The organism is Arenibacter flavimaris (genome assembly GCF_030291335.1).
Classification (GTDB): domain Bacteria; phylum Bacteroidota; class Bacteroidia; order Flavobacteriales; family Flavobacteriaceae; genus Arenibacter.
Genome location: NZ_JASWIM010000041.1, coordinates 20,367 through 45,734, shown reverse-complemented (window position 1 = coordinate 45,734; position 25,368 = coordinate 20,367). Strand labels below are relative to the sequence as shown.

The window sequence follows — 25,368 nt, the reverse complement described above, 5'->3', positions numbered from 1 at the left end:
TTATGACTATAACATTAGTGCCTCCAAATATACAGGTCAGGTATTAATAGGAACAAACAACAGTGGCTCTTCCAATTATATAGATTTGGATAGCTCCAAATGGTCCAGTACTAATTGCAATTAAATATAATACAACCTACCGGCCAATCTAGTATATATTATTAAAACCAACTAGCGATCTCGAAATGGGTCCCTAGTTGGTTTTTAATTTTGTCTTAAGTATTGTGTAAATACTTCCATAATTTCTGATTAGCCTTTATGAAGACATTTTATATGGCCTTACTCACTTTCAACGAATACAAAAAGGTTTTTGCCATAGTTGATTTTCAAGAATTAATGGAGTGGATTTAAATTATTACGAATTACCAGAGCACTATTGCTTAAAACAACTTCAAAACCCAAAGGGCAACATATTTTCGTTACATAGATACCTTAAAACAAAATAGCGTATAAAACTATTGGTCTGATATGAAAGTCTCTGCAAAACTTTTTCACCCAATAAAAAACGAATATTTTTTGTTTAAAACACCTTACCATCCCAATACCACAAATACACTCTTCTTCCTATTTTAGGCCATTAAATTAGAATGATATCCAAACAATAGTCCAGATCTTCGACCTATTCATTAAAAAGTAAAATTACAGTTCAACGTTTTTTTTGGTCAAGTCTATAGGTTTATTTCTTTATGTAAAACAAAAATGCCAATTTTACTGCGTAAATCGGAAATGACACTATTCTAAAAATTCCAGTAATTTAGCGTATTTAATTATGTTTTTAAACACCTTCAATAAAATGACCCAAGCTTTACATGCATTGTCTTTTACAAAGCCGTGCATACTTTGAGACATAATGGTACTATGACATACATTTACAATCTTAAAAATCGCCTAAAGAACAGTAAGTTGGTCAATGATTCTTTCTGGGCTATTTTTGGAAATGTCTTGGGAAAGGGACTGTCACTACTTACGGTTATTATAATTGCAAGGATTTTAGGCAAAGAAGTGTACGGGGAGTACGGAATTGTAAATGGCACAATAGCCTCCATTTTGATCTTCACTAATTTTGGACTTAACTACACCTCAACCAAATATATCGCCGAATATAAAACTACAAAACCGGAATTATTATCACAAATAATTAAATCTTGCCGGCAATTAACGTTATTTTTTAGTGGATTTGCCACTTTGGTTTTATTCCTAGGGGCAGAATATATAGCAACTCATTTACTTAATTTACCCAAGTTATCTTTTTTTCTGCGTTTAATCTCAATTAATATTTTAGTTGGATCCCTATGTAGGACCCAGGAAGGCATACTTGCCGGTTTGGGAAAGTTCAAGGTTTTGGCCAAGATCAATACTATTATAGGTATTGGGAACTTTTTGATGGGTGTGGTCTTAACATATGTTTATGGACTAACAGGGGCATTCATATCTTCAATCTTTTTACAAATTCTATCTTATTTTCTTCTCAGGTACAACATTGTGAAAAATGTGGTACCCGTGGATAAAGAAATAAAAACGAAAATATCTTTACGAGAAATACTTAAATTCTCTACACCTGTTGCCTTGCAAGAAGCGTTTTACTCAATTATTACTTATTCAACAGGTTTATTATTGGTTCAATTATCAACTTATGGAGAGGTTGGACTAAGTTCTGCTGCCGTTTATTGGAGTGCCATAATACTATATATCCCCGGGATTTTAAGAAATGTTATACTGTCTCATTTATCTGCCACCCTGGGCAACAATAAGGCTAGATTAAGAATATTGAGATTGATTTTAATATTCAATTTTTGTGTAACTCTTTTACTTTCATTAACCGTATATTTCCTATCGGACTACATAGTAGCCTTTTATGGGGATAATTTCTCCGGACTAAAATTTGTTTTAAATATTTCCGTATTCACCACTATTTTTTCAAGCATGAGTAACGTCTATGCCCAGGCCTATATGTCGGAGAATAAAAATTGGCTCATGTTGTTCTTTAGAATTATTAGGGATGGCTCTATTTTTGGAATCGCCTATTTTTTGCTAACACAAAATGGAGGAATCGATGGTGCATTATCGTTGGCAAAAAGTTCTCTTTGGGCCAATATACTGTTCTTGATTTTGATAGCTGGATTTTATGAATTGATTATTAACAAAAACAAATCATCGACATGAAAAGATTGATTTTTATAATTTCTTTTTTTGTTTATAGCGGTTATTATGCAGGCCTTGCATTTATATTCTCCTTTAATCTTAGTTCGTTATCAAGGTTCTATTCCGTTCCGCTCAGAGTAGTAATGGCCTTAATTATGTTGGCTATCATTCATCGATTTAGGAAGCGTTTAGTGCAAAATACGAACTCACATTACGCTATCCTGTTCATTGTCTTTTGGATTTTTTATACCGTAAAGGTGCTATTTACGGAATCCACTACTTCAAGTCATGAGCTGGCAAGAATATGGATCGAGTATCCACTTTATGCTTTGTTGTATGTAGTAATTCCGTTTATGGCCTATTATTCCATAGACATAAAAAAATACCAAAAAGATATTATAAACGGCTTTATATCCTCTGGATTCATACTGGGACTGGTAAGCCTATACCTATATGGCAAGTTTTTGGCCCAGGGGATCGGTCGCCTTAATCTGGTTAGTTACCAGACCGGGGAAGAAGTTCTTAACCCATTGGCACTGTCCTATGCAGGTGTCTTGACCATCGTATTGTGCATTTATAGATTGTTGATCCTAAAAGAAAGGAGGAAGCTGCAAATAGTGTATTTAATCTCCACGATTATATTGTCCTTTATATTGTTCCTACTCGGATCATCCAGAGGATCTGTGATTGCTATTATGTTAACCTTACCTGTTTTTATTGCCTATAGCGGAGTGAAACAAAAATTCAAATTTATTACAGTTTCCATTTTGTCGATCCCCATAATTATATGGGCCATGGAAGCAAGTGGCAGTAGTCTATTTGAAAGGATGGGCAACACCGTTGAAGACAAAGGGGGAGGTAGGGAATCTCTTTGGGCCAATGCTTTCTCTCATTTTTTGGAAAATCCCATATTTGGGGGTAAAATTGAAATCGGCGGTATTTATCCCCATAATTTCATCCTAGAAATACTAATGTCTACTGGATTGCTTGGTATAATCTTGTTTATGACCGTTCTGATCAAAGGTTTTTTTCTTGGAAGAAAGAATGCCAGCATAGACAACACCAGTGTATTTGCCCTATTGTTATTAGTTGTGGGCTTTTCCCAATACTCGTTTTCAGGGGGGGTATATACCGCTATCAACCTATTTGTTCCCCTAGGTATTATTTTTGGCATTCAAAACAACAACACCTCCAATTAGATTTTAAAATAGCATAAATATGAACTTGGAGGCCCAGCCCTACTTGCCGATTTACCTACAAAATTCAATAAAAAATAATTTAGACCCCCGCATAAACAATATTAAAAGAAAGTTTCAGTTTATTAAATAAATGAAATTAAAAATAATTAATCACAATAATGGGTATTTTCAAAATACCATATTATATCCCCCTGAGATTAGTACGACAGACCATAAACTTCTTAAATAAAAAACATAACCCAAAACAACGGACACTGAATTTCAGATAAAAACGTATGAAAAGATATTTGAACTATTTAATTTCCATATTTTCATTGAGAAAAATAGTCTACAAGGATATTTCTATATTCTCCTACTGGGACAAAAAATCTGATTTTACTAAATACACTAGGTTGGGTTCACATGTTCGATTATTGAATTCCCAATTAGGTAAATACACTAGAATAAGTAAGGGTTGTTCTATAGTGTATACTAAAATTGGAAATTTTTGCTCCGTTGCCGGTAACGTTCAAATTGGTGCCGGCAGACATCCCTTGAATTATCTATCTACCAATCAGGTATTTTACAATTATAATAAGCTTCAGAATAAATGGGTACATAAAATAGACTTTCAAGAGAATTTACCCATTAATATTGGTAGCGATGTATGGATTGGAACTGATAGTTTTATCATGGGCGGAGTAAATATAGGTCATGGCGCAGTAATAGGAGCCAAATCGCTTGTTACCAAAGATATTCCACCCTACGCAATTGCAGTAGGAATGCCGGCAAAAGTAATCAAGTATAGATTCCCTCCCGAAGTAATAGAAAAACTTCTGAAAATAAAATGGTGGGATTTTGATGATACCATGATAGAGCAACATTTAGAACTATTTAGAGAACCAAATATAGACCTCACTACTTTAAACAAATATTTTCCGGATAATTAATTCACTTAACAGTGATCACCAATTAACAATTCAATGCAAAAAAACAAACCGAAAGTTGCCTTGATTCCAGCCATAAGCCCCCTTTACAGATTATATGTTTGGGAAAAACTGGCTGAATTAAAGTCGCTGGATGTTACATTCTTTTTAGAAACCGAAAACAACATTGATAATATAAAATATATTCCTCTGGATATTCTTAATGAAAAATTTCAATGGAAGCGTATTCAAAACACATACCACTTTAGGTTCTTATGGCAAAAAGGGGTGCTAAAACTTCCTTTTAGTGATTATGATATTTTGCTCTTTAGTGGGAACATTAGATGTTTATCCACCTGGATTTCGAGTATTCTTGCCCGAATAATGGGGAAGCGGGTCTATTTCTGGACCCATGGTGTGTATGGAAAAGAAAACAGGCTATCACTTTTTGTTAAAAGGATATTCCTATCCATTCCCACTGGGAATTTCTTCTATGGGGATCTATCTTTGCAAAAAGTTCTTTCCTGGAATTTTAACAAAGATCACAACCATGTGATTTATAATTCCCTCAATTATGATTTCCATAAAAAAATGAGGGAATCCCAAAGTAACGAAAATACATATATAGATCATTTTAACAACAAAAACCCAGTTTTACTTTTTATAGGCAGGTTGACCAGGATAAAAAAATTGGAGCAACTTTTATTGGCTGCAAAAAAGTTGGAAAATGAAGGGGAATTATACAACATCATCCTAATAGGTGATGGCCCGGAACGAGAGAGGCTACAAGAGATTTCCACTGACAATAACCTCCATACCTGGTTTTATGGAGAATGTTATGACGAGAATGAACTTTATAGTTTGATATCGCAGGCCGATCTTTGCATCTCACCCGGAAATGTAGGTCTCACCCTAATGCATTGCCTAAGCTATGGCACCCCGGTCATAACCCACAACGACTTCTCTTATCAAATGCCAGAGGCAGAAGCCATCGACCCTGGATTTAATGGGGATTTCTTTGAGAGGGATTCTATCGAGGATTTATCTCAGGCCATTAAAAATTGGTTTGATAAAAATAAAGCAGTGGATAGAAACATCATAAAACAAAGATGTTATTCCGTTATAGATGAGAAATACAACCCATACTATCAATCTACATTGATAGAAAAAGTGGCACTAAACAATATTTAAAAACAATTATTCCATGTTCAAAAACAAAACACTTTTAATTACAGGAGGGACAGGCTCTTTTGGAAACGCCGTATTAAACCGCTTTCTAGAAACCAATATAAAAGAAATACGCATATTTAGTCGCGATGAAAAGAAACAGGACGATATGCGGAACCAACTCAAAAACGAAAAAATTAAGTTCTATATTGGAGATGTAAGGGACTACAACAGTATAGCCAAAGCCATGCAAGGGGTTGATTATGTATTTCATGCCGCTGCACTTAAACAAGTACCTTCCTGCGAATTTTTCCCTTTGGAAGCAACCAAAACCAATGTCTTTGGCACCCAGAACACCATAGATGCTGCAGTGGCCAACAATGTAAAACGCATTATTTGCCTTAGTACGGACAAAGCGGCCTACCCTATTAATGCCATGGGAATCAGCAAGGCCTTAATGGAAAAGGTGGCCGTTGCCGCCTCTAGAAATATAAATAATGACAATACCATTGTTTGCCTTACCAGATATGGCAATGTGATGGCTTCAAGGGGGTCAGTGATTCCTTTATTTGTGAAGCAAATAAAGGAAAAAGCTCCCTTAACGGTTACGGATCCCAATATGACCCGTTTTTTAATGTCGTTGGAAGATGCAGTGGATTTAGTGATATTTGCCTTTTTAAACGGCAACCAAGGAGATCTCTTTGTAAACAAGGCACCGGCCAGTTCCATTGGTGATCTTGCTCAAGCTATTAAAGAAATCTTTAATTCCGACAGTGAAGTAAAAGTGATTGGTACCCGCCATGGTGAAAAACTATACGAGACTCTCTGTACCCGGGAGGAAATGCAAAAGGCCGAGGACATGGGAGAGTTTTATAGAATTCCTGCAGATAATAGGGATCTTAACTACAGCCGGTACTTTTCGGAAGGAGAAACCGACATTAATGTTATTGAAGATTATCACTCCCATAACACCGAGCAATTAACCCATCAAGCACTTAAAAACACCCTATTGAATTTAGACTTTATAAAAGAAAATTTATAATGGATAAAACCTTGGAAATTGAAGGGACTACTTTTTCTGACACCCGTGGGAAAATAAAATTTTTCAACACTTTTGATATGTCCCAGATTGTTCGCTTTTATGAGATTTCCCCAGACAATACTAGTATTATTAGGGGTTGGCAGGGGCACCATAATGAAAAAAAATGGTTCTATTGCCATAGCGGTAGTTTTGTGATCAACACTGTAAACATAATGCCAAAAGAAACTACACCCAACAATAGAATACCGCAAAGATTCGTTTTAAACGAAAATTCCCCTGTAATCTTGGAAGTTCCAGAAGGAAGTGCCACTGCCTTTAAATCCATTGAAGATGGTTCCAAGTTGATGGTGTTTTCTGATTTTACCTTGGACGAATCCATGAAAGATGACATTAGATTTCCCTTGGAAACATGGAACGCCCAGTGGTGATTTTAAAAATTAAATTATTTCTTTTGGCACCTTTTTGTTTAATTATGGCATATGCGATTATGGTATCATTAAAACTTTAATTTATGAAATCCAATAAATTTCTACTATTGCAATTAAATAATGACAATGAAACTAAAGTATTACAATAACCTGGACGGAATTAGGGCCATAGCAGCTTTAATGGTAATGATTTTTCATTTTTTCCAGGCTTTTGACCCAAATTCTTATTTCTGGCAAACTATTAAAAAAGTATCCGTTTTTGGACAAACTGGGGTGACCCTATTTTTTGTTTTATCAGGATTTTTAATAACACGAATCCTTATTAACACAAAAGAGACTGAGGGTTATTTCAAAAATTTCTATTTAAGACGGACTCTGAGAATATTTCCTCTATATTATTTGTTTTTGATATTATCATACTTCATTGTACCATATATTTTAGATGCCAAAATTCCAGATTTTAGTCAACAAATTTATTATTACCTATATCTACAGAATTTTGCCAGTACATTTAGTTGGGATGCGGTTGGTCCAAGCCACTTTTGGTCTTTAGCCGTTGAAGAGCACTTTTACTTGTTTTGGCCCTTAGTCATATATTTATTTTCAAGAAAAAATCTAATTAAGATAATCATAGGTATAATTGTGTTTGCCCTACTTCTCAGAATATATATGGTCAATAAGGACCTGGACGTCTTTAAATTTACATTTACCAGGTTCGACTCATTGGCTATTGGGGCAATTTTGGCAATTTTGGAATTAAAAAATTACTTTACAAGTGAAAACATAAAAAAGTTTGTCATACTACTTTGTGGAATATTTATTCCCACAATTACGATATGGCTGTTTATATCAGGTGATAAAAACACCTACATACAAATTTTTAAATATTTACTTATTTCATTTACCTATTTTTCATTGATTGGGTTTGTACTATGTTTAAAAAGCGACCATTTAATTAATAAGTTTTTAAGATCTCGATTTTTGGTTTATACCGGAAAAATAAGCTACGGTCTTTATGTATACCATCCATTGGCCTACGCTCTATGCGACAATTACCTGAACACTAATAGTCAAATTATCAATCTATTAATCCGCTTTACGGCAACATACATTCTTGCTGCCCTCAGCTATCATTTTTTTGAATCAGCTTTTTTAAGGTTAAAGAAATACTTTGAGTATTCCGATAAACGAAAAAATGAAAAAATAGAACGCAAGTTGCTTATGTAAATACAACGTATTTTAATAATGTTTTAATAATCTTAATGATAAATAAGATTTATTATCTTATTCGAATGATTGTTCCTAACGATAAACAAGCACATTTTTTTTAAAATTAACCTAAACTGTGTCAAATTTTAAATTTAAATGATAATGTTCAACATGACCAATTTAACACATGAATAAAAAAATAGGAATCACCGGTCAGGCCGGATTCGTAGGTAACCATTTATATAATACCCTGTCTCTGGACGAGACCATAACATTGGTTCCCTTTGAACGTACTTTCTTCGGAAACAAAAAATTATTGTGCAATTTTGTTGCTGAATGCGATGTCATAGTTCATTTGGCAGCGATGAACAGACACGTGGATCCCAATGTTATCTATGAAACCAATATCGATTTGGTTTCCCAACTAATAGATGCTTGTACAACAGAAGATGTAAAACCCCATATTATATTTTCATCCTCTTCACAGGAAGAAAAGGATAACCTTTACGGCCGATCCAAAAAAGAGGGGAAAGAGAAATTTATTATGTGGGCCCAGAAAGTGGGCAGTAAATTTACCTCCTTGACCATTCCCAATGTTTTCGGACCATTTGGAAAGCCAAATTACAACTCGGTGGTAGCCACATTTTGCCATAAAATAACACATAACGAAAATCCCACCATAATAAACGATAGTGAGGTTGGCCTCATCTATATCAACGAATTGGTAGAAATCTTTATACAGTCTATTAAAGACTTCAATAAAAATGGGCTTGCAGATGAAAATGTTAAGGAATTAAAGATTGCACCAACAAAAAACATAAAAGTTTCCGAAATCTTAAGGTTATTGCAACAATATAAAACCGACTATTTGGAAAATGGAATTTTCCCCAGTTTGGAACAGAACTTTGAGAAAGCACTTTTCAACACTTTTAGGTGTTATATTCCAACAAGCCATTATCCCGTTAAATTTAAAAAGAACACGGACAATAGAGGTAGCTTTGTAGAGATAGCAAGAACTAATACCAGCGGACAGTTTTCCTATTCCACCACTGTTCCCGGCATAACTAGGGGCAATCATTTTCATACCCGAAAAGCCGAGAGATTTGCGGTGATAAGTGGCAAAGCACTTATACAGCTTAGGAAGATTGGAACAGATGAAGTCCTTGATTATTATTTGGACGGGGATGAACCTGCTTATGTAGACATGCCCATATGGTATACCCATAATATAAAAAATATTGGAGACACAGAACTAATTACCCTATTCTGGATCAATGAGCCCTACAATCCTGAGGATGCCGATACTTACTTTGTAAACGTATAATAAACATAAAAAAAATAACCATTGAAAAAGCTTAAAGTATTAACCGTTGTGGGTACACGCCCCGAAATAATAAGACTGGCCTGTGTTTTAAATGCCCTCGATGCCAATAAAGCTATTGATCATACCTTGGTACATACTGGTCAAAATTACGATTATGAACTCAATGAAATATTTTTTGAGGACTTGGGAATACGAAAACCCGATCATTTTCTTAATGCAGCCGGTAAAAATGCCACCGAAACCGTGGGGAATATCTTAATTGCCATAGACCCTATATTGGAAAAACTGGCGCCGGATGCCTTTTTGGTGTTGGGAGATACCAATTCCTGTTTATGTGCCATTCCTGCCAAAAAACGGAAAATTCCTGTTTTTCATATGGAGGCAGGGAATCGTTGTTTCGATCAACGGGTGCCCGAGGAGACCAACCGAAAAATTGTTGACCATATTTCAGATATAAATTTGACCTATAGTGATATTGCCAGGGAATATTTATTGAGGGAAGGTTTATCGCCAGATCGGGTGATCAAGACCGGTAGTCCAATGTTCGAGGTATTGGGAAATTTCAAGGCCAAGATTGAAGCTTCCGATGTACTGGAAAAACTAAATCTTGAAAAACAGAAATTTTTTGTAGTATCCTCCCATAGGGAAGAAAATATTAGCAATCCCAAAAACTTTGAAGGGCTTATAACTTCCTTAAACCAAATTGCGGAAAAATACGATTATCCCATAATTGTTTCTACCCATCCCAGAACCAGAAACATGTTAAATGAGAAAAAAATAAAAACACACCCCAATATTCAATTTCTTAAACCTCTGGGCTTTTCAGATTACAATGCGTTGCAGTACCACTCTTTTGCCGTTTTGTCCGATAGCGGCACCATATCGGAGGAGTCCTCCATCTTAAATTTCAGGGCCCTGAACATTCGGGAAGCACACGAAAGGCCCGAAGCCATGGAAGAAGCTTCTGTGATGATGGTAGGTCTGAACCCGGAACGCATTATGCAGGCTCTGGAGGCTTTGGAAGTGCAGTCGCGTAATCCGAACAGGAATTTTAGGCCAGTTGCCGATTATTCTATGCCCAATGTGAGCGAAAAGGTAGTCCGTATCATTATTTCATACGTAGATTACATAAACAGAACTGTTTGGTCTAAAATTTAAAAATGAAAAAAATTATATTTCTTGCCCTAGGGTTTCCAAATGTAGAAAATAGCACCACTATCTGGACTGACCTTATAGGTGAGTTTAGCCAGCAGGGGCATGATGTCCTGGTAGTGGCACCCGCCTTGAAAAATAAAGAAGTTGGGGTAAAGATAGAAGGAGGTATTAAGGTTTTAAGGGTTTCTACCTTAGAATTGTTTAACACAGGGAAATTCAAAAAGGGAATTGCCAATGTACTGTTGCCCTATCAATATAAAAATGCACTAAGAAAAAACAAAATCGAACTGGATTTTGATCTTATTCTTATGCCTACCCCCCCTATTACCCTAACCAATGTTGCGAAATGGTTAAAGAAAAAATCGAAAACCAAAATGTACCTTATTCTTAGGGATATTTTCCCTCAAAATGCGGTAGATCTTAAAATGATGGCTCCAAATAGCCTTACGTATACTTACTTTCGGAAAAAGGAAATAGAGATGTACCAAGTCTCGGATGCTATTGGATGTATGTCCAATGCAAACGTGTCCTACGTTAAAAAACATAACCCGCAATTGGATCAAAGTAAACTGCATTTGTTGCCTAACTGGGAAAATGCACAAAGCCCTACAGCATCTGCCGATAATGAAAATATTAAAGAACAATATGGTTTAAAGAACAAATTTGTCCTCATTTTTGGCGGTAATATAGGCAAGCCACAAAAAATGGAGAATATCATTGAACTGGCCAAAAGCTGCTTATCTATTGATGATATCGTATTTATTATCATTGGAGAGGGTACCGAAAAGAAAAAAATAGAAAACCTTGCCAGCCAATACAATCTGAACAATGTCATCCTAAAAGATAAAATTCCACGTTCTGAATATAACGAATTATTGAGAATTGCAGATGTGGGGCTTATATCCCTTAGTGAAGATTTTACTATACCCAATTTCCCTTCCAAGGTCCTCTCCTATTTCAACCTCAAAAAACCAATACTTGCCTCAATCGATCTTTCTACCGATTTTGGCGACATGTTGGAGGAAACCAATTCGGGGTTTTGGGCAGAAGCCGGTAAAACAGATTTATTAAAGGAAAAATTAATGACCTTATACCGCGATAAGGACTTACGCCTTCAAATGGGCCTTAATGGTTATAATTACAAAAATAAATACTTGCTTCCAGAACATGCATATTCAACAATAATTTCACATGTCAACGAAAAGTAAATCTTTTCCCAATTTGGATTTGGCCCAAGTTACAACGTACTTATTTTCCTTTTAACGTTTAAACTTTTAATATTGAATCCAAAATTTTATTTTTATAGGCATTGCTATTTATGAAAGTAATAAACCCGGTTAATTTTTTAATATTTAGATTGTCTTATATTAACACGCTATAAGTTATCTTTGAAAACAGACCCAATTTATTTCCGATTAACATATTTAAATATCTATAATATATATTATTGAACATAATGCCAACTTATTTTATTAATCACTACTTAGATTAACCATGTACTCCACCTTTTTTAAACGTTTATGTGACATTCTCATATCATTGATGGGTCTACTTATACTATCTCCTATTTTTATAGTGGTCATGATTATCCTATTTTTTACCAATAATGGAAAGTCATTTTTCTATCAGGAAAGACCAGGAAAAAATGGAAACATATTCAAGATTATAAAATTCAAGACCATGAACGACAAGAAGGACGAACATGGGGAGTTTTTACCTTTTGATAAACGTGTTACCAAAACTGGTCTATTTATTAGAAAATATTCCTTGGATGAGATACCACAATTGATCAATGTCCTGAAAGGGGATATGAGCATCGTAGGCCCTAGACCACTATTGGTACAATACCTTCCATTATATAATGAAACCCAGAAAATAAGACATGATGTAAAACCTGGTATTACCGGTTGGGCACAAGTTAATGGTAGAAATGCCATTGATTGGGAAAAAAAGTTTGAATTGGATGTTTGGTATGTACAACATCTCTCATTTGCCCTGGATCTAAAAATTTTAGTTTTAACAGCCAAAAAAGTGATCCTTAAAGACGGCGTTAACAGTTCAGAAAACCTAAACATGCCCCCGTTTACAGGTTCACCCCAGAATTAAACTTATTTAAACCGACATATAAACTTTATTTAGATGGAGAACATATTAATTATTGGCGCCTCTGGACATGCAAAGGTTATTGTAGATATTATTGAAAAGCAAAAGCAATACAATATCTATGGCTTTTTGGATACTTTTAAAAAGAAAGGGGATAAATTGTTTGAATATACCATACTGGGTTCGGAAAATGATCTGAATGAAATCGTAGAAAAAAACAACATTAGTGGATGCTTTATAGCTATTGGAGATAATTGTACCAGAAAAATTATGTCCAGAAAAATTTCCACCTTAAATCCCAATTTAAAATTTATCAATGCCATTCATCCCAGTTCAATTATTGGCAAGGAAGTGACATTGGGCCATGGAATTGCCATTATGCCCGGTGTAGTTGTAAATAGTGATAGTAAAATTGGGGATTTCTGTATCCTAAACACCAACTCTTCGTTGGGCCATGATGGTGTTATGAATGATTATTCCAGTATCTCATCGGGGGTAAGGACAGGTGGAAATCTAAAATTGAATGAGTGTAGTGCAATATCAATTGGAGCTACCATAATTGAAAACATTGTAATTGGAAGGGATACGATTATTGGTGCTGGCTCTCTTGTAACCAAAAATATACCTAGTGAAGTTGTTGCCTATGGTATTCCCGCCAAAATAATAAAATCCCGAAGAGCAGATGACAAATACCTCTTTGGAGAAAAAAACAAGACCGGTAGAACTTAATCCCGGCATTACTGCAAGTACTAAGGTTTTCTTTAAAAGGGTATGATAGTCCTTTGGTCTATAAGCCTAACAAAATTGGAATTACCCATAGCCTTTCCCCGGAATTACTCCCAATACATCTTATCCGTTTCGTTCAAGTACTCCACACTCCGTAGTCACCCGCCAAGAAAATTTGACCTCAATAGTGATTATTTAATGATGTAAAGTCTTATGGCGCTTAGGCTATGTCGTACTTTTAAATTGTTAAACCTTTCTACCTTAATTCGCCGTAGGGAATCATCCAGCTTGTCCTTGGTCATGGCAGGAGTCCATCTACTCTTTGTATGTCCCTAGCAGTCCGTTGCAGACATCTTTATCAATAGCTGCAGATAACATTTGTGTACACCCCACAATAAAGACCTACATCATCCATATTTGTTTACTGACCCATGATGGCCGTACATATTTACGCACCGCATATGAGTCCTTTTCTATTGAATTACCAAAGCATAAAACATGGATAATGCACAATACTATATACCGTTATAGGTGGCAGGGTTTTCCCACTTAACTTTGGCCTAATATAAAATGATAAAGTAGAAAATACGGAATTTTATTATTTTCCGAGTTTTCTACTTTATCATAAAAAGATAGCGCCTTAGCACAAATGTACCCAACAAGAAATATATCCCATTTTTTACTTGGTGGACTCCAAGTCATAGCTACCTATGGGTGATTGCTGTGCTATGTCCTTTGTATAGTTATTTTTCTTTATGGCATTGTTAATGACCAATTTTCTTTTTCCAGAAAGTAACAAGGGGATATCCTTAACGTATTCTACCACAATATTGGCATTCTCTCCGAAATACGTTTTATACTTTTCTACGACCTTTGATTCATTGCTATAATCAAATTGATCGTTCACTTTTAGTTTAATGGTATAGCTAAAGTCGTCCTCTTCCACAAACTGAAATTGATCGATACCTTTAAATTGCAGAATGTGGTGAATTATATGTGATGATACAAATTCGCCTTTGGTGTTGGTGAACATATCCATTTTTCTGCCTTCAATGACCGTAAATACCAAGCGTCCACTCTTATCTTTTTGTACCCTCCCAACATCACCGGTATCATATCGAATAATGGGCATACAATAATTGAACAGATCGGTAATAACAATCCTACCGGACTCACCGGATTTAACGGGAATATCCCGATTTAAATCCAAGATCTCCACATAATAACTGGCCTCATTAATTTCAAAATCGCGACTCCCATAAAATTGCTGACCAATAATCCCATTTTCAGAATTGGAATACCTAGATAAGGGCTCTATTTTAAAATACTTTTTAATGCCTTGTCTAACGTAATCATCCATACCTTCCGCCATGGCTATCACGGAATTCGTCTTAGATTTAAGTGGTTCGCTATTAATCTTATCAAGATATTGAATAATGGACCTAAGTGCCGAGTTATAAGCTAGAATATTTTTGGAGGACCTATCTCTTTCAAAACGGGTAAACCATTTGTGCAAACTGTTATCATTAATGTCGTCCACAGATTGCATATCAATATTCTGAATCTTGGACAACCAGCCACTTTTTTTGTATTGCTTATCCCATAACCTCAAATAATATAACCTAGCTCCCAATTCGAATCCTGATCGTTTGGAAAAGAACAGTGTATCGGCAATATTTCGCTCCCGTTTGCCTTTATTTTGTAAAAGTTTAAACGGATTACCTGTTGAACCACTTGTAGACACCTCATGATTATGCTTATCCAGATATAAGGTACTGGTAAATTTTTCGTAATTTTCTCTTATAAATGCCTTGTCCACAACAGGAAAGTGCTCCAATTTTGTACAATGTCCCCCCATTAAGGACTTATAGAAGGGTACCGTTTCAACCGCATGTTCCATTAGTCTCCCCAAATGTTCACTTCGGCGTTTTAAGGCCTTTGGCGAATTGGGGTCCGACTGAATATATTCAATATCCTTGAAATGTCTCCTTACCCTACCCCCTTTTAAAAAATCCACGGTCCAGAACAGAACTTTTCTTGCAAATTCCAATACTTTCATCTAAAATTTTATTTAGTCATTGTTAAAAAATTTTGGGGGAAATTTATATCTGTAATCATCTCTATCTATTGATTCATTATAATTTTTTAATTCTCTTTTATGGAACCTACATAGAGAATCCCGTCATGGATACTATCTAGGGTATAAGTAAAATTTTCAACCTTGCTATCCGGTATCTTTAAATATCGTGCATAATTCTTATCACCAATGGAACAGTAAATCAATGGATCATCTGTAAGTTGATCATAATTCAAAGCCTTATAAGCCGTAGTATCATTGGGTCTTAAATCTTCAAACTTCATTGAAAACAACACAACATTGGTGAAACTTTCATTCGTCTTATTTACCACTCTAATCTGTGTCCCCTGCAACTTTGGCATATCATTTTTTCCAGCGCAAAACACTAAAAAAACAAACGCCCCAATTACATATAAAATTTTCATGAATACTTTGTTATATCAGTGAACCACAACACTTACCAAACAGGTATTAACCTCTTGACAATAATGTAAATTTACATTTTTTAATATCAGCCTTATTCCTTTATCTACCAATAGCCAAAATAATCTTTGAAATACAACCAAGGTATATATTATCCAAGAATATTAAAAATGAGAGATTTACTCCTGGTGGTCAATACTTAATTCAGAAGTAAAGCGTTAGTGTTTTAATAAAGGTAATTCATACATTAGCTACTGCAAACCATAGTGTCAACCACAATTAAAACAGAAAACCTATTGTACGCCGAACTAGCAGGTTCCTCAATAAAATATCCCAACATGAAAAGTAAATTTGTCTTGATTCTATTATTTCTCAGTTCTATAATTTACGGACAAATAGAAATAAAAGGAACCATTCTGGAATATGACGGGACTGGAAAGGAAAAAGTGCTTCCGGACGTTAATATAATATGGTTAAATAGTAGTGTTGGGACAACTTCCAATGAGTTGGGCGAATTTAGTATTCCTTTTAACAAGGATTATAAAAAATTGGTGATAAGTTATGTGGGCTATAAATCAGACACCATAACGGTCAACAGACCCAACCTTGGAAAAATCCGTCTGCAACCCGATATTGAACTTGAGGAAGTAGTAGTTCGCAAAAAACTTAATCCCATACAAAAATCCTTGTTCAATGTACAAAACGTGGTAACTGTGGATAGCCGGGAAATGCTAAAAGCCGCTTGCTGTAACCTATCTGAAAGTTTCGAAACCAATCCTGCCGTTGATGTAAATATTTCTGATGCGGTTACAGGTGCCAAACAAATTCAAATGCTTGGTCTAAACAGTCCATATCTCTTGTTTACCCAAGAAAACATGCCCTCCATTAGAGGAGCGTCACAAATCTACGGACTATCGTTTATTCCCGGCTCATGGATAGAAAGTATCCAAATTACCAAAGGTGCCGGAAGTGTACTCAATGGCTTTGAAAGTATTTCAGGACAGATAAACAGCGAATTGGTAAAACCTTTGATGGATCAGAAAGTCTTTCTGAATATGTACGGAAACAACTATGAGCGCTATGAACTAAACACGAGATATAACAAGGTGTTTTCTGATAAACTGGCCACCGGAATCTATTTACATGCCAATCTAAGGGATGGTATTATTGATAGGAACGAAGACAACTTTTTAGATACTCCTTTGGCAAAACAGATCAATTTTATGAACCGTTGGCAGTTCCTGGATTCAGAAAAAGGTTGGGTCAGCTTCTTAAATACGCAATTCCTATTGGATGAAAAACAAACTGGAGAAAAGGATTTTGACCCTAAAACCGATAAATTTACAAACAATGCCTGGGGCAGTGAGGTCAAGACTACCAGGCTGGACATTTCTGCAAAATTAGGCTATGTTTTTCCCGAACTACCCTTTCAAAGTTTTGGCTATCAAACCGCTTTTAGTACCCATGACCAAGATTCCTATTACGGCTACAATACATACAACATAGAACACACCTCCTACTATTCCAATGCTATTTTTAATAGTATTATAGGCAGTACCCAACATAAGTTTAAAACTGGCCTCAGTTTTAATTATGACCATTTTAATGAAAGAATCAATAATATGGATATGGACCGGGTAGATAATTCCGTAGGTGCCTTTTTTGAATATACTTATGACAATCTGGAAAAATTAAGTTTTGTTGCCGGACTTAGAATAGACAACCATAACAGATTAGGTTCGTTTATAACCCCTCGTTTACACCTCCGATATTCCTTATGGAACAAAGCTAGCCTACGTTTGTCCCTTGGCCGGGGAAAAAGAGCGGCAAATATCTTTGCTGAAAACCAACAACTTTTCGCATCTTCGAGGGCCTTAAACATAATAAACGGTAACGGGAAGCTATATACCTTGAATCCAGAAATTGCATGGAATTCCGGAATAGGTTTTATTCAAAAACTATATCTTTGGAATAGATCCTTGGATATTTCATTTGACTATTACCGGACAGTATTTACCGATCAGGTAATTATAGATTGGGAAAGTCCACAGGAAATTGCTTTTTACAATTTGGATGGTAAGAGTATATCCAACAGCCTACAAGTAGATTTAAATTATGAAATTATCCAGAACATGGATCTAAGGCTAACCTATAAGAATTATGATGTTAGATTGGATTACCTGTCAGGAACACTGCAAAAACCATTACAACCTGAACATCGCTTTTTTGGGAATCTAAGTTATGAAACATTGGAAAAATATAGAAAACGACATTGGAGAATGGATTTCACCTACCATTGGCAAGGGGAACAAAGATTGCCCAATACCAATACAAACCCTTCCATGTACCAGCTTTCAGAAACTGCAAGACCGTATAGCATAATAAACGCCCAACTTACCCGAGTACTTAATGAGAGGTTCGAAATTTATCTTGGGGGGGAAAATATAACCAATACTACCCAGAAAAAACCTATTATTGGTTCTGATGACCCTTTTGGCCCCTATTTTGATAGTACAATATTATTTGCACCAGTTTTGGGCGAAATCTATTATCTGGGATTCAGATACAAATTATAAAAGAAAAAAATAACCCTTGAAAATTTAATATATCAGACCATGTTCACAAAGCTTAAATTATCTAAAACAATACTTCTAACAGCTATTCTATTAATGGGACTTCAGTTAAATGCCCAAGAGAAAGGCAAAGATAAAAACAAGAAAACCACTTTTGAAGTTAAGGGCAATTGTGGAATGTGCAAATCAAGAATTGAAAAGGCTTCAATTAAGGTCAAAGGAGTAAAATATGTAAATTGGGATATTCCCTCAAAACAACTTACTTTAATAATGGATGAAAATAAATGTACCACCCTTGATGTCAAAAAAGCCATTGCCTTGGTAGGCCATGACACAGATTCCACCAAGGCAGATAGTACTACCTATAACAGCCTACCTCCTTGCTGCAAATTCAGGGATCCCAATAGTGTGCACATGGACCATGGCACCAAGCATTAAAAAATTAAAACATAAAAAAAAGCAACCCATAGGTTGCTTTTTTTATGTTAAAACGCTCTTATTATAACTTAACAACCCTTTTAGCCAATAGAATGTCCCCATTGGCATCTACAACCTTGATCACATAGAACCCAGCAGAAAGACCGTATAACTTATTAATAATTATATTATCGGTATTTTGAAAAGTCTCCTGCCTGATCAACATCCCCATCATATTATAAACCTCTACACTACAATTGGTGTTTTTATTAAGGTTAATGGTGATTTTTTCTGTAAAAGGATTAGGATAGGCCTGAATAATAACAGGAGAATCGTCCTTATTATCTTCTTCCCAGACTATAGGAGTGTTTATATTGGCATCGTAGTCATATGGCTTCTTAAGCCTGGCTACTTCACCCTTTCTTGATTTTCCTGCCAAATTGTTATTTACTTGATCAATAGTTGCCACAAAATTAGAGCCAGATGCTGCTTCAAAACCTGGCAGCAACCTAACCTCGTTTACGGATTCTATCCTGCAAGTAGTACCATTGGGCACTATAAAATTGTTTCCTGCTTCAATAACATACTGATAATAAAAAATTTCTTCGGCCCTATAGGTGTTGCTTACAATATAGTTATTTAAAGGAGCAAGTCCATTAGATCCGTAAAACACACCTAATGACCTCGTATCCGTAATGTCATTGGGGTTTACCAAAGGTAAGGTTTGCCCTCCAAAAGAATAGGTTCCATCATATCGGAGCATAGAAGTGGTCTCAAAAGAAGAGTTTTGATGCATTTCTTCCCAATTATACCAAACCCAATCCACAAAAGTATGGTGGAAATAGAATACCGGATCCCTTGGCGACAAAGGTGTAGGCATAGCCCCACCAGTCCATACGTGCGCTCCTCTATGCACCGGCCTTCTTTCCAGTTCGTTGGAAAACTCGAAGAAATTCGTCATAGCGTAGAGATTGGTCACATCCAAAGGTGTTGGCAAAGGCCCATTGCCCCCTAGATTTCTATTCAAACTCCAGTTGGCGTTAAAACTCCCCAGTAACTCCTGATCCCACAAGGGAGAAGTCGTGGATTGATCAGTGGAAGTATTCCACCATGCCAAACTAATTTTAGGATTTATGTCCTGTACAGCTTGTTCCATTTCAAACATTTGGCGTCTATGCCATGCCAAAAATATTTCCCGGCTCGGTTCATCTGGAAGGTTAAAGTGTAAATCCCTTCTTGTTGGATCGATGGTATTATCGAAATTAAAAAAGTCACTATGAAAATCCGCCAAATCAACAAATAAATCCGGACGTGTCCCATCCCTCAACGCATAAAAGGCATTGACCAACTCTGTTTTTTCATAATCCGTCATTTCCTGATAATTCTTTCGAATACTTTGCGCAAATACTGTATTGGCGAAGCATAAAAAAATTAAAATCCTGTAAATGTGTTTCATATATTGATGTGCTAAGACCTATTTTATTTATTTTCCTTTATAACCTCTTCCAATTTCTCCAATTTTTGGGCTAATGAGTCAATCCTTCTATTTTCCTCTTCAAGTAATTTTATTTTCTTTTCTTGTTGAATGGTATACAAGGTAAGCTCTTCGATCTTCCTCAACAATTTAGCATTCATTTGTCCTATTTCAATACCATTTTCCTCAACTTCAGAAGCACTAGGCATGTTCAACAAATACCCCTGCTCCAAAATATGATCTTCCACTTCTTGAAGTGAAGGCAGATTGTAGGTTTTTTCAAAAACATAATCGGGCCAGTTGACCTGTAATTTCACATTCACTTCCTCGGCGACCACGCTGCCCGCCACTGCAAGTCGATATCCTTGGGTATTAGTTGTTCCAATACCCACATTTCTATTCGCAAACAAATCCCTGGCTGTCCAATCAACTGTTTCGAGGTTGGAATTGGCAGAAGTATAATCTATCTCCCCACCACCATCTATGGTTGTAACATTGGCCGTATTACTAGCTGCGGATACATTTCCAGCAGCATCCCTGGCAATTACCGTAAAGGCATATGAAGTATTTTGCGCAAGTCCCGTTACATTAAATATCGTTTCCCCATCGGTAGTACCCACATTATTCCCATCTTGTAAAATAGTATATTGCGCAACCCCTACATTATCCGTTGAAGCCGTCCAAGTCAAATTCGTCGAATTAGTGGTAGTACCATTGGCCTCTAAATTTGTTGGAGCCGTAGGTGATTGATTATCAGTTGCCTCCAAAGTAGTTACGTTGGCCGTGTTACTGGCGGCGGACACATTTCCTGCAGCATCCCTAGCCGTTACCGTAAATGCATAGGACGTATTCTGGGTGAGCCCCTCTACGTTAAATGTATTAGCTCCACTGGTAGTACCAACAAGATTTCCTCCTTCCAAAATGGAATACTCAGTTACCCCTACATTGTCTGTCGAGGCAGTCCATGATAGGGTGGTTGTAGTGGTTGTAGTTCCTGTTGCTGCCAGATTTGTTGGTGCCGTAGGTGCCTGATTGTCTACTGCGGTCAGCGTGGTTACATTGGCGGTATTACTGGCTGCGGATACATTACCTGCAGCATCCCTTGCGGTTACCGTAAACGCATAGGACGTATTCTGGTCGAGTCCCTCTACGTTAAATGTAGTAGCTCCAGTGGTAGTACCAATAACGTTCCCTCCTTCCAATATGGAATACTCTGTAACCCCAACATTGTCCGTCGAAGCGTTCCATGACAGGTTGGTTGAAGTAGTGGTGGTACCATTAGCCGTTAAATTTGATGGAGCTGTTGGACTTTGATCATCAACTACGGCACCGGCAGGAAGTATGGATACATTATCTACTAAAATAGTATTGCCCGCGGTAAACCTGGATGCATAATTACTAGTATATATTCTAATCATTGGGTTGGCAGAAGTAGCCGTAACATTAAACACATATTCGGACCATTCAGTGCCAACAATAGGTGTCGTTTCAAATCCGGAAAGTCCCGACCAAACGGCAAAGGCTCCCGTAGTATTATTATTGACGCGAGGACCAAATTTAGCCCAAATTCTAATCGTATAATCCTGTCCAACAACCGCGTCAAAATTATAATCCAAGGTTCGACCACCATTGGCCGTTGAAACTACCACAAAGGAGAAGTTTCCGGATTGGGTATCAGTCCCGTCCACTGTTAAGGTAGCCTGTCCCGACCAACCAGCAGTACTATTGGATTCATTTGCCACCGAAACAGCATTTGCTTGTGTATGTAAGTCCTGTGCTACTAAACCTACGCTAAGAAAAAACAATAGTAAAAAAAGTAATTTTTTTGATTCCATAAATTTATCTATAAACAGTTTAAAATAATATGACCTTTTGGGAGGAAATTTTTGTTAAAATTATAATAAATCAAGCCTTGTTAAAAGAATAATCTATGAACTGCACTTAAATGGGTATAAATGGCAAAAAAAAACTTCCAAACCCTCGAAATAAAGTGAAGTTTAAACGATTAAAAAAGGTTGTATTTAAAATGTCAAATTAAGAATAGATATATTATAGGTATAGATGGGGCAATGCATGTCCTTTAAAAATATTAAAATCACATGCTTTTCCTTTCAATAAAAATGTAAACCCATATTCCTACAATGGATAATACATTACTTTTGTCGATTATATACATTCTTTTGGCTAAAGTTCGCCAAATTAACAGTCCCTATTTGTAACTTTAGGCCTTTAATCAATGTTATACCTTATTTTTTTTAAATATGCGCAACACTAGGTTTTTCAAATTTGTATTTATGCTGATTCTTTTTACCGGATTTACTGGTTGCAGTCCTGAAGATGGCACAGACGGTCTTAACGGCACCAACGGTATTGATGGCGCCGACGGAAGCAATGGATACAATGGACTGATCAAAACACTTGTAGAACAGCCAGGAGCGAATTGTTCCAATGGGGGATTCAGTGTTCAATCGGGTTTGGATATCAATGACAATGGTACTTTGGACACCAATGAAGTAAGCAGTACGGAATATTTGTGTAATGGGGACAATGCTGATTTTAATTATCAGTCCTATGTTACATTACTTAGTCAATCAGGAACTGAAAATCCAAGTTCGAACGTTCTGGAAAATACTTTGGAATTAAACATTGATTGGGTCAGGGAATCCCAGGGTAAATATGTGGGCACACTTGACAAAACAATAACCATAGGAAAAACCGTTATTTTCTACACCACTCCAACAACCCATACAGGGGTAAGGGGGGAAATAATTGGGGACAACCAGGTAAGAATAGAGTTACAAAACGGCATAAATGCATTTATGGATAATTTCACCAATTTATCCTTTGAATTAAGACAATATGAATAATCCTGTTAGGATCGGTTTTTACAATAACACAATCATGAAAAAAACACACATTGCACTCATAGCAGCATTCTTTTCCATCCTTTTCGGATATAGCCAAGGAAACTACTACCCAGCTTCGGGAAATGTAGGCATTGGCACACTGTCACCAAATTATAGCCTTGAAGTGGTTGGTTCTTTTAGTGCTTCTGAAATTTTTGTAAACGGAACAGAGTTTATAAGCTCCCCATGGAGTCTTAACGGTGCAAATACATTTTACAATTCTGGCAGGGTAGGCATAGGGACAAACAATCCAGGTTATGCCTTGGATGTTGCCGGAACCGTAAACGCTACCAATTTATTGATCAATGGCGCGCCACTTCCCGGTTCAACATGGTCCCTTAATGGTACAAACGCATTTTATAATGCCGGCCGGGTTGGAATCGGGACCAACACACCTAATTTTGAACTGGATGTTGCAGGCACTATAAATGCTACAAATTTATTGGTCAATGGGGCGCCGCTTCCCGGTTCTCCATGGTCCCTTAATGGTACAAGCGCATTCTATAACGCCGGCCGTGTTGGAATCGGGACCAACACACCTAATTTTGCACTGGATGTTGCAGGCACTGTAAATGCTACAAATCTATTGATCAATGGGGCTGCAATTCCTAGTTCACCTTGGTCCGTTGCAGGCAATGAAACTTTCTACAATAACGGTAATGTTGGGATAGGCAACAATAATCCTAATTTTGAACTGGATGTTACAGGTACTATAAATGCCAGTGAACTGAGAGTCAATGGAGCTCTTTTGCCCAGTTCCCCATGGACAGTGAACGGATCCAATACCTATATTATAAATGACAATGTAGGAATAGGCACCTCAAGTCCCGATTACAAATTGGATGTTGATGGAACCATCAACGCTACCAATGTATTGATCAATGGAGCTGCTCTACCAAGTTCGGTATGGACCACCTCGGGTTCCGATATTTTGTACAATACAGGAGGAGTAGGTATAGGCACCGTAAGTGTCCCTAACGGGTATCAATTGGCCATTGCAGGGGATGTCATCACCGAAGGGGTTACAGTTAAATTGCAAAGCAGTGGTTGGCCAGATTTTGTTTTTACAAATAGCTACGAACTTCCCTCTTTAAAGAAAGTTGAAAGTTTCATAGAAGAAAATGGCCATTTGGAAAATATTCCAAGTGCCGTTGAAGTCGGGGACAAAGGTGTGGAATTGGGAAATATAAGCTCTAAATTACTTCAAAAAATTGAAGAACTTACCTTGTATACCATTCAACAACAAAAGGAAATAGAGGAACTAAAGTCTTTCAACACCGAACTTATCAAGGAATACAAAACACTACTGTTGCAATTGGAGCCCAGAATCAGTGAATTGGAAAAAAAACAATAAAAGAAAGATAAATACTCCACAAGTATTGGATACCTAACCGAATCTCACATTAGGAGGAGTCATGTCTATTTTATTTATTACGGGAAACAAAAAAATAGTTGGTTGCATCCATTTAATTCAAAAAGCAACCTTATACCCAATTCTCTTCTAAAAAACGAGTTTCCACTTTGAACGTGCTGGAACGGAAGAACCAATATTATGGTAAACCCGAACCCAACAAGTGTTTTATTTAAACCCTTAATTTCATGTATCGGTACTTTCCCTACTTAAAGACAAGGGTTCATTATATATCGTTAGAATCATATTTAATGGAAAAGAACCGATAAAAACTACTCCAAAAAAGGGCTAAGGGACAAGTGGTTTCAATATTTGAAGATTCAAAAAAATTATCGACTCTTAACAAATATCGACTCTATTTTTTGGTATCTTTATCTGTAATGCGATTCATTCCAATCAAAAAAAATACAAATCAATAGTACTGCTATATGGTTGTGGGATTATAATATTTAAAGGATAGTTACAGGATTCGTCACAACTTTGAAATGGCAACCTCTATTTATTACCAATATAACCTTATAAATAGATTAAGAAATAATTACATGTTACCGTATTGATTTTGCACATAAAGCAAGTTTTTTCGATTTCATTATTATGGAAATCAAAGTATTAAAAACTTAATGGGATAATTAATTGGCGTTAATAGACTTATCAAAGTTTTTATGCGTTAAATATAGACCAGCACAT

Annotated in this window: 20 protein-coding genes; 16 read left to right on the top strand and 4 right to left on the bottom strand. The window is 36.3% G+C overall.

Features of this window, described 5'->3' with window-relative positions:
- The first annotated feature begins 858 nt into the window (after positions 1-858).
- The 12 genes from QSE00_RS22010 (at position 859) to QSE00_RS21955 (ending at position 13,403) form a co-directional block, all read left to right on the top strand.
- A complete protein-coding gene (locus tag QSE00_RS22010) occupies positions 859-2,163 on the top strand; it encodes an oligosaccharide flippase family protein (RefSeq protein ID WP_286107527.1) in 1,305 nt (434 codons plus the stop codon).
- Complete coding sequence (locus QSE00_RS22005) at positions 2,160-3,341, top strand: O-antigen ligase family protein (protein WP_286107526.1); 1,182 nt, start codon at positions 2,160-2,162, stop codon at positions 3,339-3,341. The genes QSE00_RS22010 and QSE00_RS22005 overlap by 4 nt, the downstream gene beginning before the upstream one ends.
- Before the next feature lie 275 nt (positions 3,342-3,616).
- On the top strand, positions 3,617-4,270 hold the full coding sequence (locus tag QSE00_RS22000) for a CatB-related O-acetyltransferase (RefSeq protein WP_110355986.1): 654 nt from the start codon (positions 3,617-3,619) through the stop codon (positions 4,268-4,270).
- A 33-nt stretch (positions 4,271-4,303) separates the two neighbouring features.
- A complete protein-coding gene (locus QSE00_RS21995) occupies positions 4,304-5,437 on the top strand; it encodes a glycosyltransferase (protein WP_110355987.1) in 1,134 nt (377 codons plus the stop codon).
- 13 nt (positions 5,438-5,450) lie between these two features.
- Complete coding sequence (locus tag QSE00_RS21990) at positions 5,451-6,455, top strand: polysaccharide biosynthesis protein (RefSeq protein WP_110355988.1); 1,005 nt, start codon at positions 5,451-5,453, stop codon at positions 6,453-6,455.
- Entirely contained in the window at positions 6,455-6,883 is a 429-nt protein-coding gene (locus QSE00_RS21985; protein WP_286107525.1) for a WxcM-like domain-containing protein, read from the top strand. The genes QSE00_RS21990 and QSE00_RS21985 overlap by 1 nt, the downstream gene beginning before the upstream one ends.
- Positions 6,884-7,009: 126 nt before the next feature.
- On the top strand, positions 7,010-8,110 hold the full coding sequence (locus QSE00_RS21980) for an acyltransferase family protein (RefSeq protein WP_181422850.1): 1,101 nt from the start codon (positions 7,010-7,012) through the stop codon (positions 8,108-8,110).
- Between the two features lie 169 nt (positions 8,111-8,279).
- Positions 8,280-9,416: a polysaccharide biosynthesis C-terminal domain-containing protein gene (locus QSE00_RS21975; RefSeq protein WP_286107524.1), complete on the top strand. Its 1,137-nt coding sequence runs from the start codon at positions 8,280-8,282 to the stop codon at positions 9,414-9,416.
- Positions 9,417-9,437: 21 nt separating this feature from the next.
- Positions 9,438-10,574 carry a non-hydrolyzing UDP-N-acetylglucosamine 2-epimerase gene (gene wecB / locus QSE00_RS21970; RefSeq protein ID WP_110355992.1) on the top strand — a complete coding sequence of 379 codons (1,137 nt, stop codon included), beginning with the start codon at positions 9,438-9,440 and terminating at the stop codon, positions 10,572-10,574.
- Positions 10,575-10,576: 2 nt separating this feature from the next.
- Positions 10,577-11,779 (top strand): glycosyltransferase family 4 protein, encoded by a 1,203-nt coding sequence (locus QSE00_RS21965; RefSeq protein WP_286107523.1) that lies wholly within the window; start codon positions 10,577-10,579, stop codon positions 11,777-11,779.
- A gap of 286 nt (positions 11,780-12,065) precedes the next feature.
- A complete protein-coding gene (locus QSE00_RS21960; RefSeq protein ID WP_286107522.1) occupies positions 12,066-12,677 on the top strand; it encodes a sugar transferase in 612 nt (203 codons plus the stop codon).
- Between the two features lie 33 nt (positions 12,678-12,710).
- Positions 12,711-13,403: an acetyltransferase gene (locus QSE00_RS21955; RefSeq protein ID WP_286107521.1), complete on the top strand. Its 693-nt coding sequence runs from the start codon at positions 12,711-12,713 to the stop codon at positions 13,401-13,403.
- A gap of 676 nt (positions 13,404-14,079) precedes the next feature.
- On the opposite strand, the gene QSE00_RS21950 is transcribed toward QSE00_RS21955, so the two are convergent.
- Positions 14,080-15,459 (bottom strand): phenylacetate--CoA ligase family protein, encoded by a 1,380-nt coding sequence (locus QSE00_RS21950; protein ID WP_286107520.1) that lies wholly within the window; start codon positions 15,457-15,459, stop codon positions 14,080-14,082.
- Positions 15,460-15,545: 86 nt separating this feature from the next.
- Positions 15,546-15,902 (bottom strand): hypothetical protein, encoded by a 357-nt coding sequence (locus tag QSE00_RS21945; protein WP_110355997.1) that lies wholly within the window; start codon positions 15,900-15,902, stop codon positions 15,546-15,548.
- 336 nt (positions 15,903-16,238) lie between these two features.
- Between QSE00_RS21945 and QSE00_RS21940 the strand changes: the two genes are divergently transcribed.
- Positions 16,239-18,476: a TonB-dependent receptor gene (locus tag QSE00_RS21940; protein ID WP_110356079.1), complete on the top strand. Its 2,238-nt coding sequence runs from the start codon at positions 16,239-16,241 to the stop codon at positions 18,474-18,476.
- A 39-nt stretch (positions 18,477-18,515) separates the two neighbouring features.
- Complete coding sequence (locus QSE00_RS21935) at positions 18,516-18,911, top strand: heavy-metal-associated domain-containing protein (protein WP_258364813.1); 396 nt, start codon at positions 18,516-18,518, stop codon at positions 18,909-18,911.
- A 61-nt stretch (positions 18,912-18,972) separates the two neighbouring features.
- Here QSE00_RS21935 and QSE00_RS21930 read toward each other — a convergent pair whose 3' ends face one another.
- Both QSE00_RS21930 and QSE00_RS21925 read right to left on the bottom strand, forming a co-directional pair.
- A complete protein-coding gene (locus tag QSE00_RS21930; RefSeq protein ID WP_286107519.1) occupies positions 18,973-20,346 on the bottom strand; it encodes a tyrosinase family protein in 1,374 nt (457 codons plus the stop codon).
- Positions 20,347-20,369: 23 nt separating this feature from the next.
- The gene (locus QSE00_RS21925; protein WP_286107518.1) at positions 20,370-22,199 is read right to left on the bottom strand and encodes a fibronectin type III domain-containing protein; all 1,830 of its coding nucleotides are present in this window, start codon (positions 22,197-22,199) and stop codon (positions 20,370-20,372) included.
- A gap of 459 nt (positions 22,200-22,658) precedes the next feature.
- On the opposite strand from QSE00_RS21925, the gene QSE00_RS21920 reads away from it, so the two are divergent.
- Together QSE00_RS21920 and QSE00_RS21915 are read left to right on the top strand one after the other, a co-directional pair.
- Entirely contained in the window at positions 22,659-23,231 is a 573-nt protein-coding gene (locus QSE00_RS21920; RefSeq protein WP_146216298.1) for a DUF7151 family protein, read from the top strand.
- A gap of 34 nt (positions 23,232-23,265) precedes the next feature.
- Complete coding sequence (locus QSE00_RS21915) at positions 23,266-24,624, top strand: hypothetical protein (protein WP_286107517.1); 1,359 nt, start codon at positions 23,266-23,268, stop codon at positions 24,622-24,624.
- Positions 24,625-25,368 lie beyond the last annotated feature (744 nt).

Bases quoted from the DNA above. Each gene is read 5' to 3' on its own strand.
- QSE00_RS21955 (WP_286107521.1), top strand. From the start codon at position 12,711: ATGGAGAACATATTAATTATTGGCGCCTCTGGACATGCAAAGGTTATT.
- QSE00_RS21925 (WP_286107518.1), bottom strand. From the start codon at position 22,199: ATGGAATCAAAAAAATTACTTTTTTTACTATTGTTTTTTCTTAGCGTA.
- QSE00_RS22010 (WP_286107527.1), top strand. From the start codon at position 859: ATGACATACATTTACAATCTTAAAAATCGCCTAAAGAACAGTAAGTTG.
- QSE00_RS21945 (WP_110355997.1), bottom strand. From the start codon at position 15,902: ATGAAAATTTTATATGTAATTGGGGCGTTTGTTTTTTTAGTGTTTTGC.
- QSE00_RS21915 (WP_286107517.1), top strand. From the start codon at position 23,266: ATGAAAAAAACACACATTGCACTCATAGCAGCATTCTTTTCCATCCTT.
- QSE00_RS21960 (WP_286107522.1), top strand. From the start codon at position 12,066: ATGTACTCCACCTTTTTTAAACGTTTATGTGACATTCTCATATCATTG.
- QSE00_RS21985 (WP_286107525.1), top strand. From the start codon at position 6,455: ATGGATAAAACCTTGGAAATTGAAGGGACTACTTTTTCTGACACCCGT.
- QSE00_RS21980 (WP_181422850.1), top strand. From the start codon at position 7,010: ATGAAACTAAAGTATTACAATAACCTGGACGGAATTAGGGCCATAGCA.
- QSE00_RS21995 (WP_110355987.1), top strand. From the start codon at position 4,304: ATGCAAAAAAACAAACCGAAAGTTGCCTTGATTCCAGCCATAAGCCCC.
- QSE00_RS21990 (WP_110355988.1), top strand. From the start codon at position 5,451: ATGTTCAAAAACAAAACACTTTTAATTACAGGAGGGACAGGCTCTTTT.
- QSE00_RS22005 (WP_286107526.1), top strand. From the start codon at position 2,160: ATGAAAAGATTGATTTTTATAATTTCTTTTTTTGTTTATAGCGGTTAT.
- QSE00_RS21965 (WP_286107523.1), top strand. From the start codon at position 10,577: ATGAAAAAAATTATATTTCTTGCCCTAGGGTTTCCAAATGTAGAAAAT.
- QSE00_RS21920 (WP_146216298.1), top strand. From the start codon at position 22,659: ATGCTGATTCTTTTTACCGGATTTACTGGTTGCAGTCCTGAAGATGGC.
- QSE00_RS21930 (WP_286107519.1), bottom strand. From the start codon at position 20,346: ATGAAACACATTTACAGGATTTTAATTTTTTTATGCTTCGCCAATACA.
- QSE00_RS21940 (WP_110356079.1), top strand. From the start codon at position 16,239: ATGAAAAGTAAATTTGTCTTGATTCTATTATTTCTCAGTTCTATAATT.
- QSE00_RS21975 (WP_286107524.1), top strand. From the start codon at position 8,280: ATGAATAAAAAAATAGGAATCACCGGTCAGGCCGGATTCGTAGGTAAC.
- QSE00_RS21935 (WP_258364813.1), top strand. From the start codon at position 18,516: ATGTTCACAAAGCTTAAATTATCTAAAACAATACTTCTAACAGCTATT.
- QSE00_RS22000 (WP_110355986.1), top strand. From the start codon at position 3,617: ATGAAAAGATATTTGAACTATTTAATTTCCATATTTTCATTGAGAAAA.
- QSE00_RS21950 (WP_286107520.1), bottom strand. From the start codon at position 15,459: ATGAAAGTATTGGAATTTGCAAGAAAAGTTCTGTTCTGGACCGTGGAT.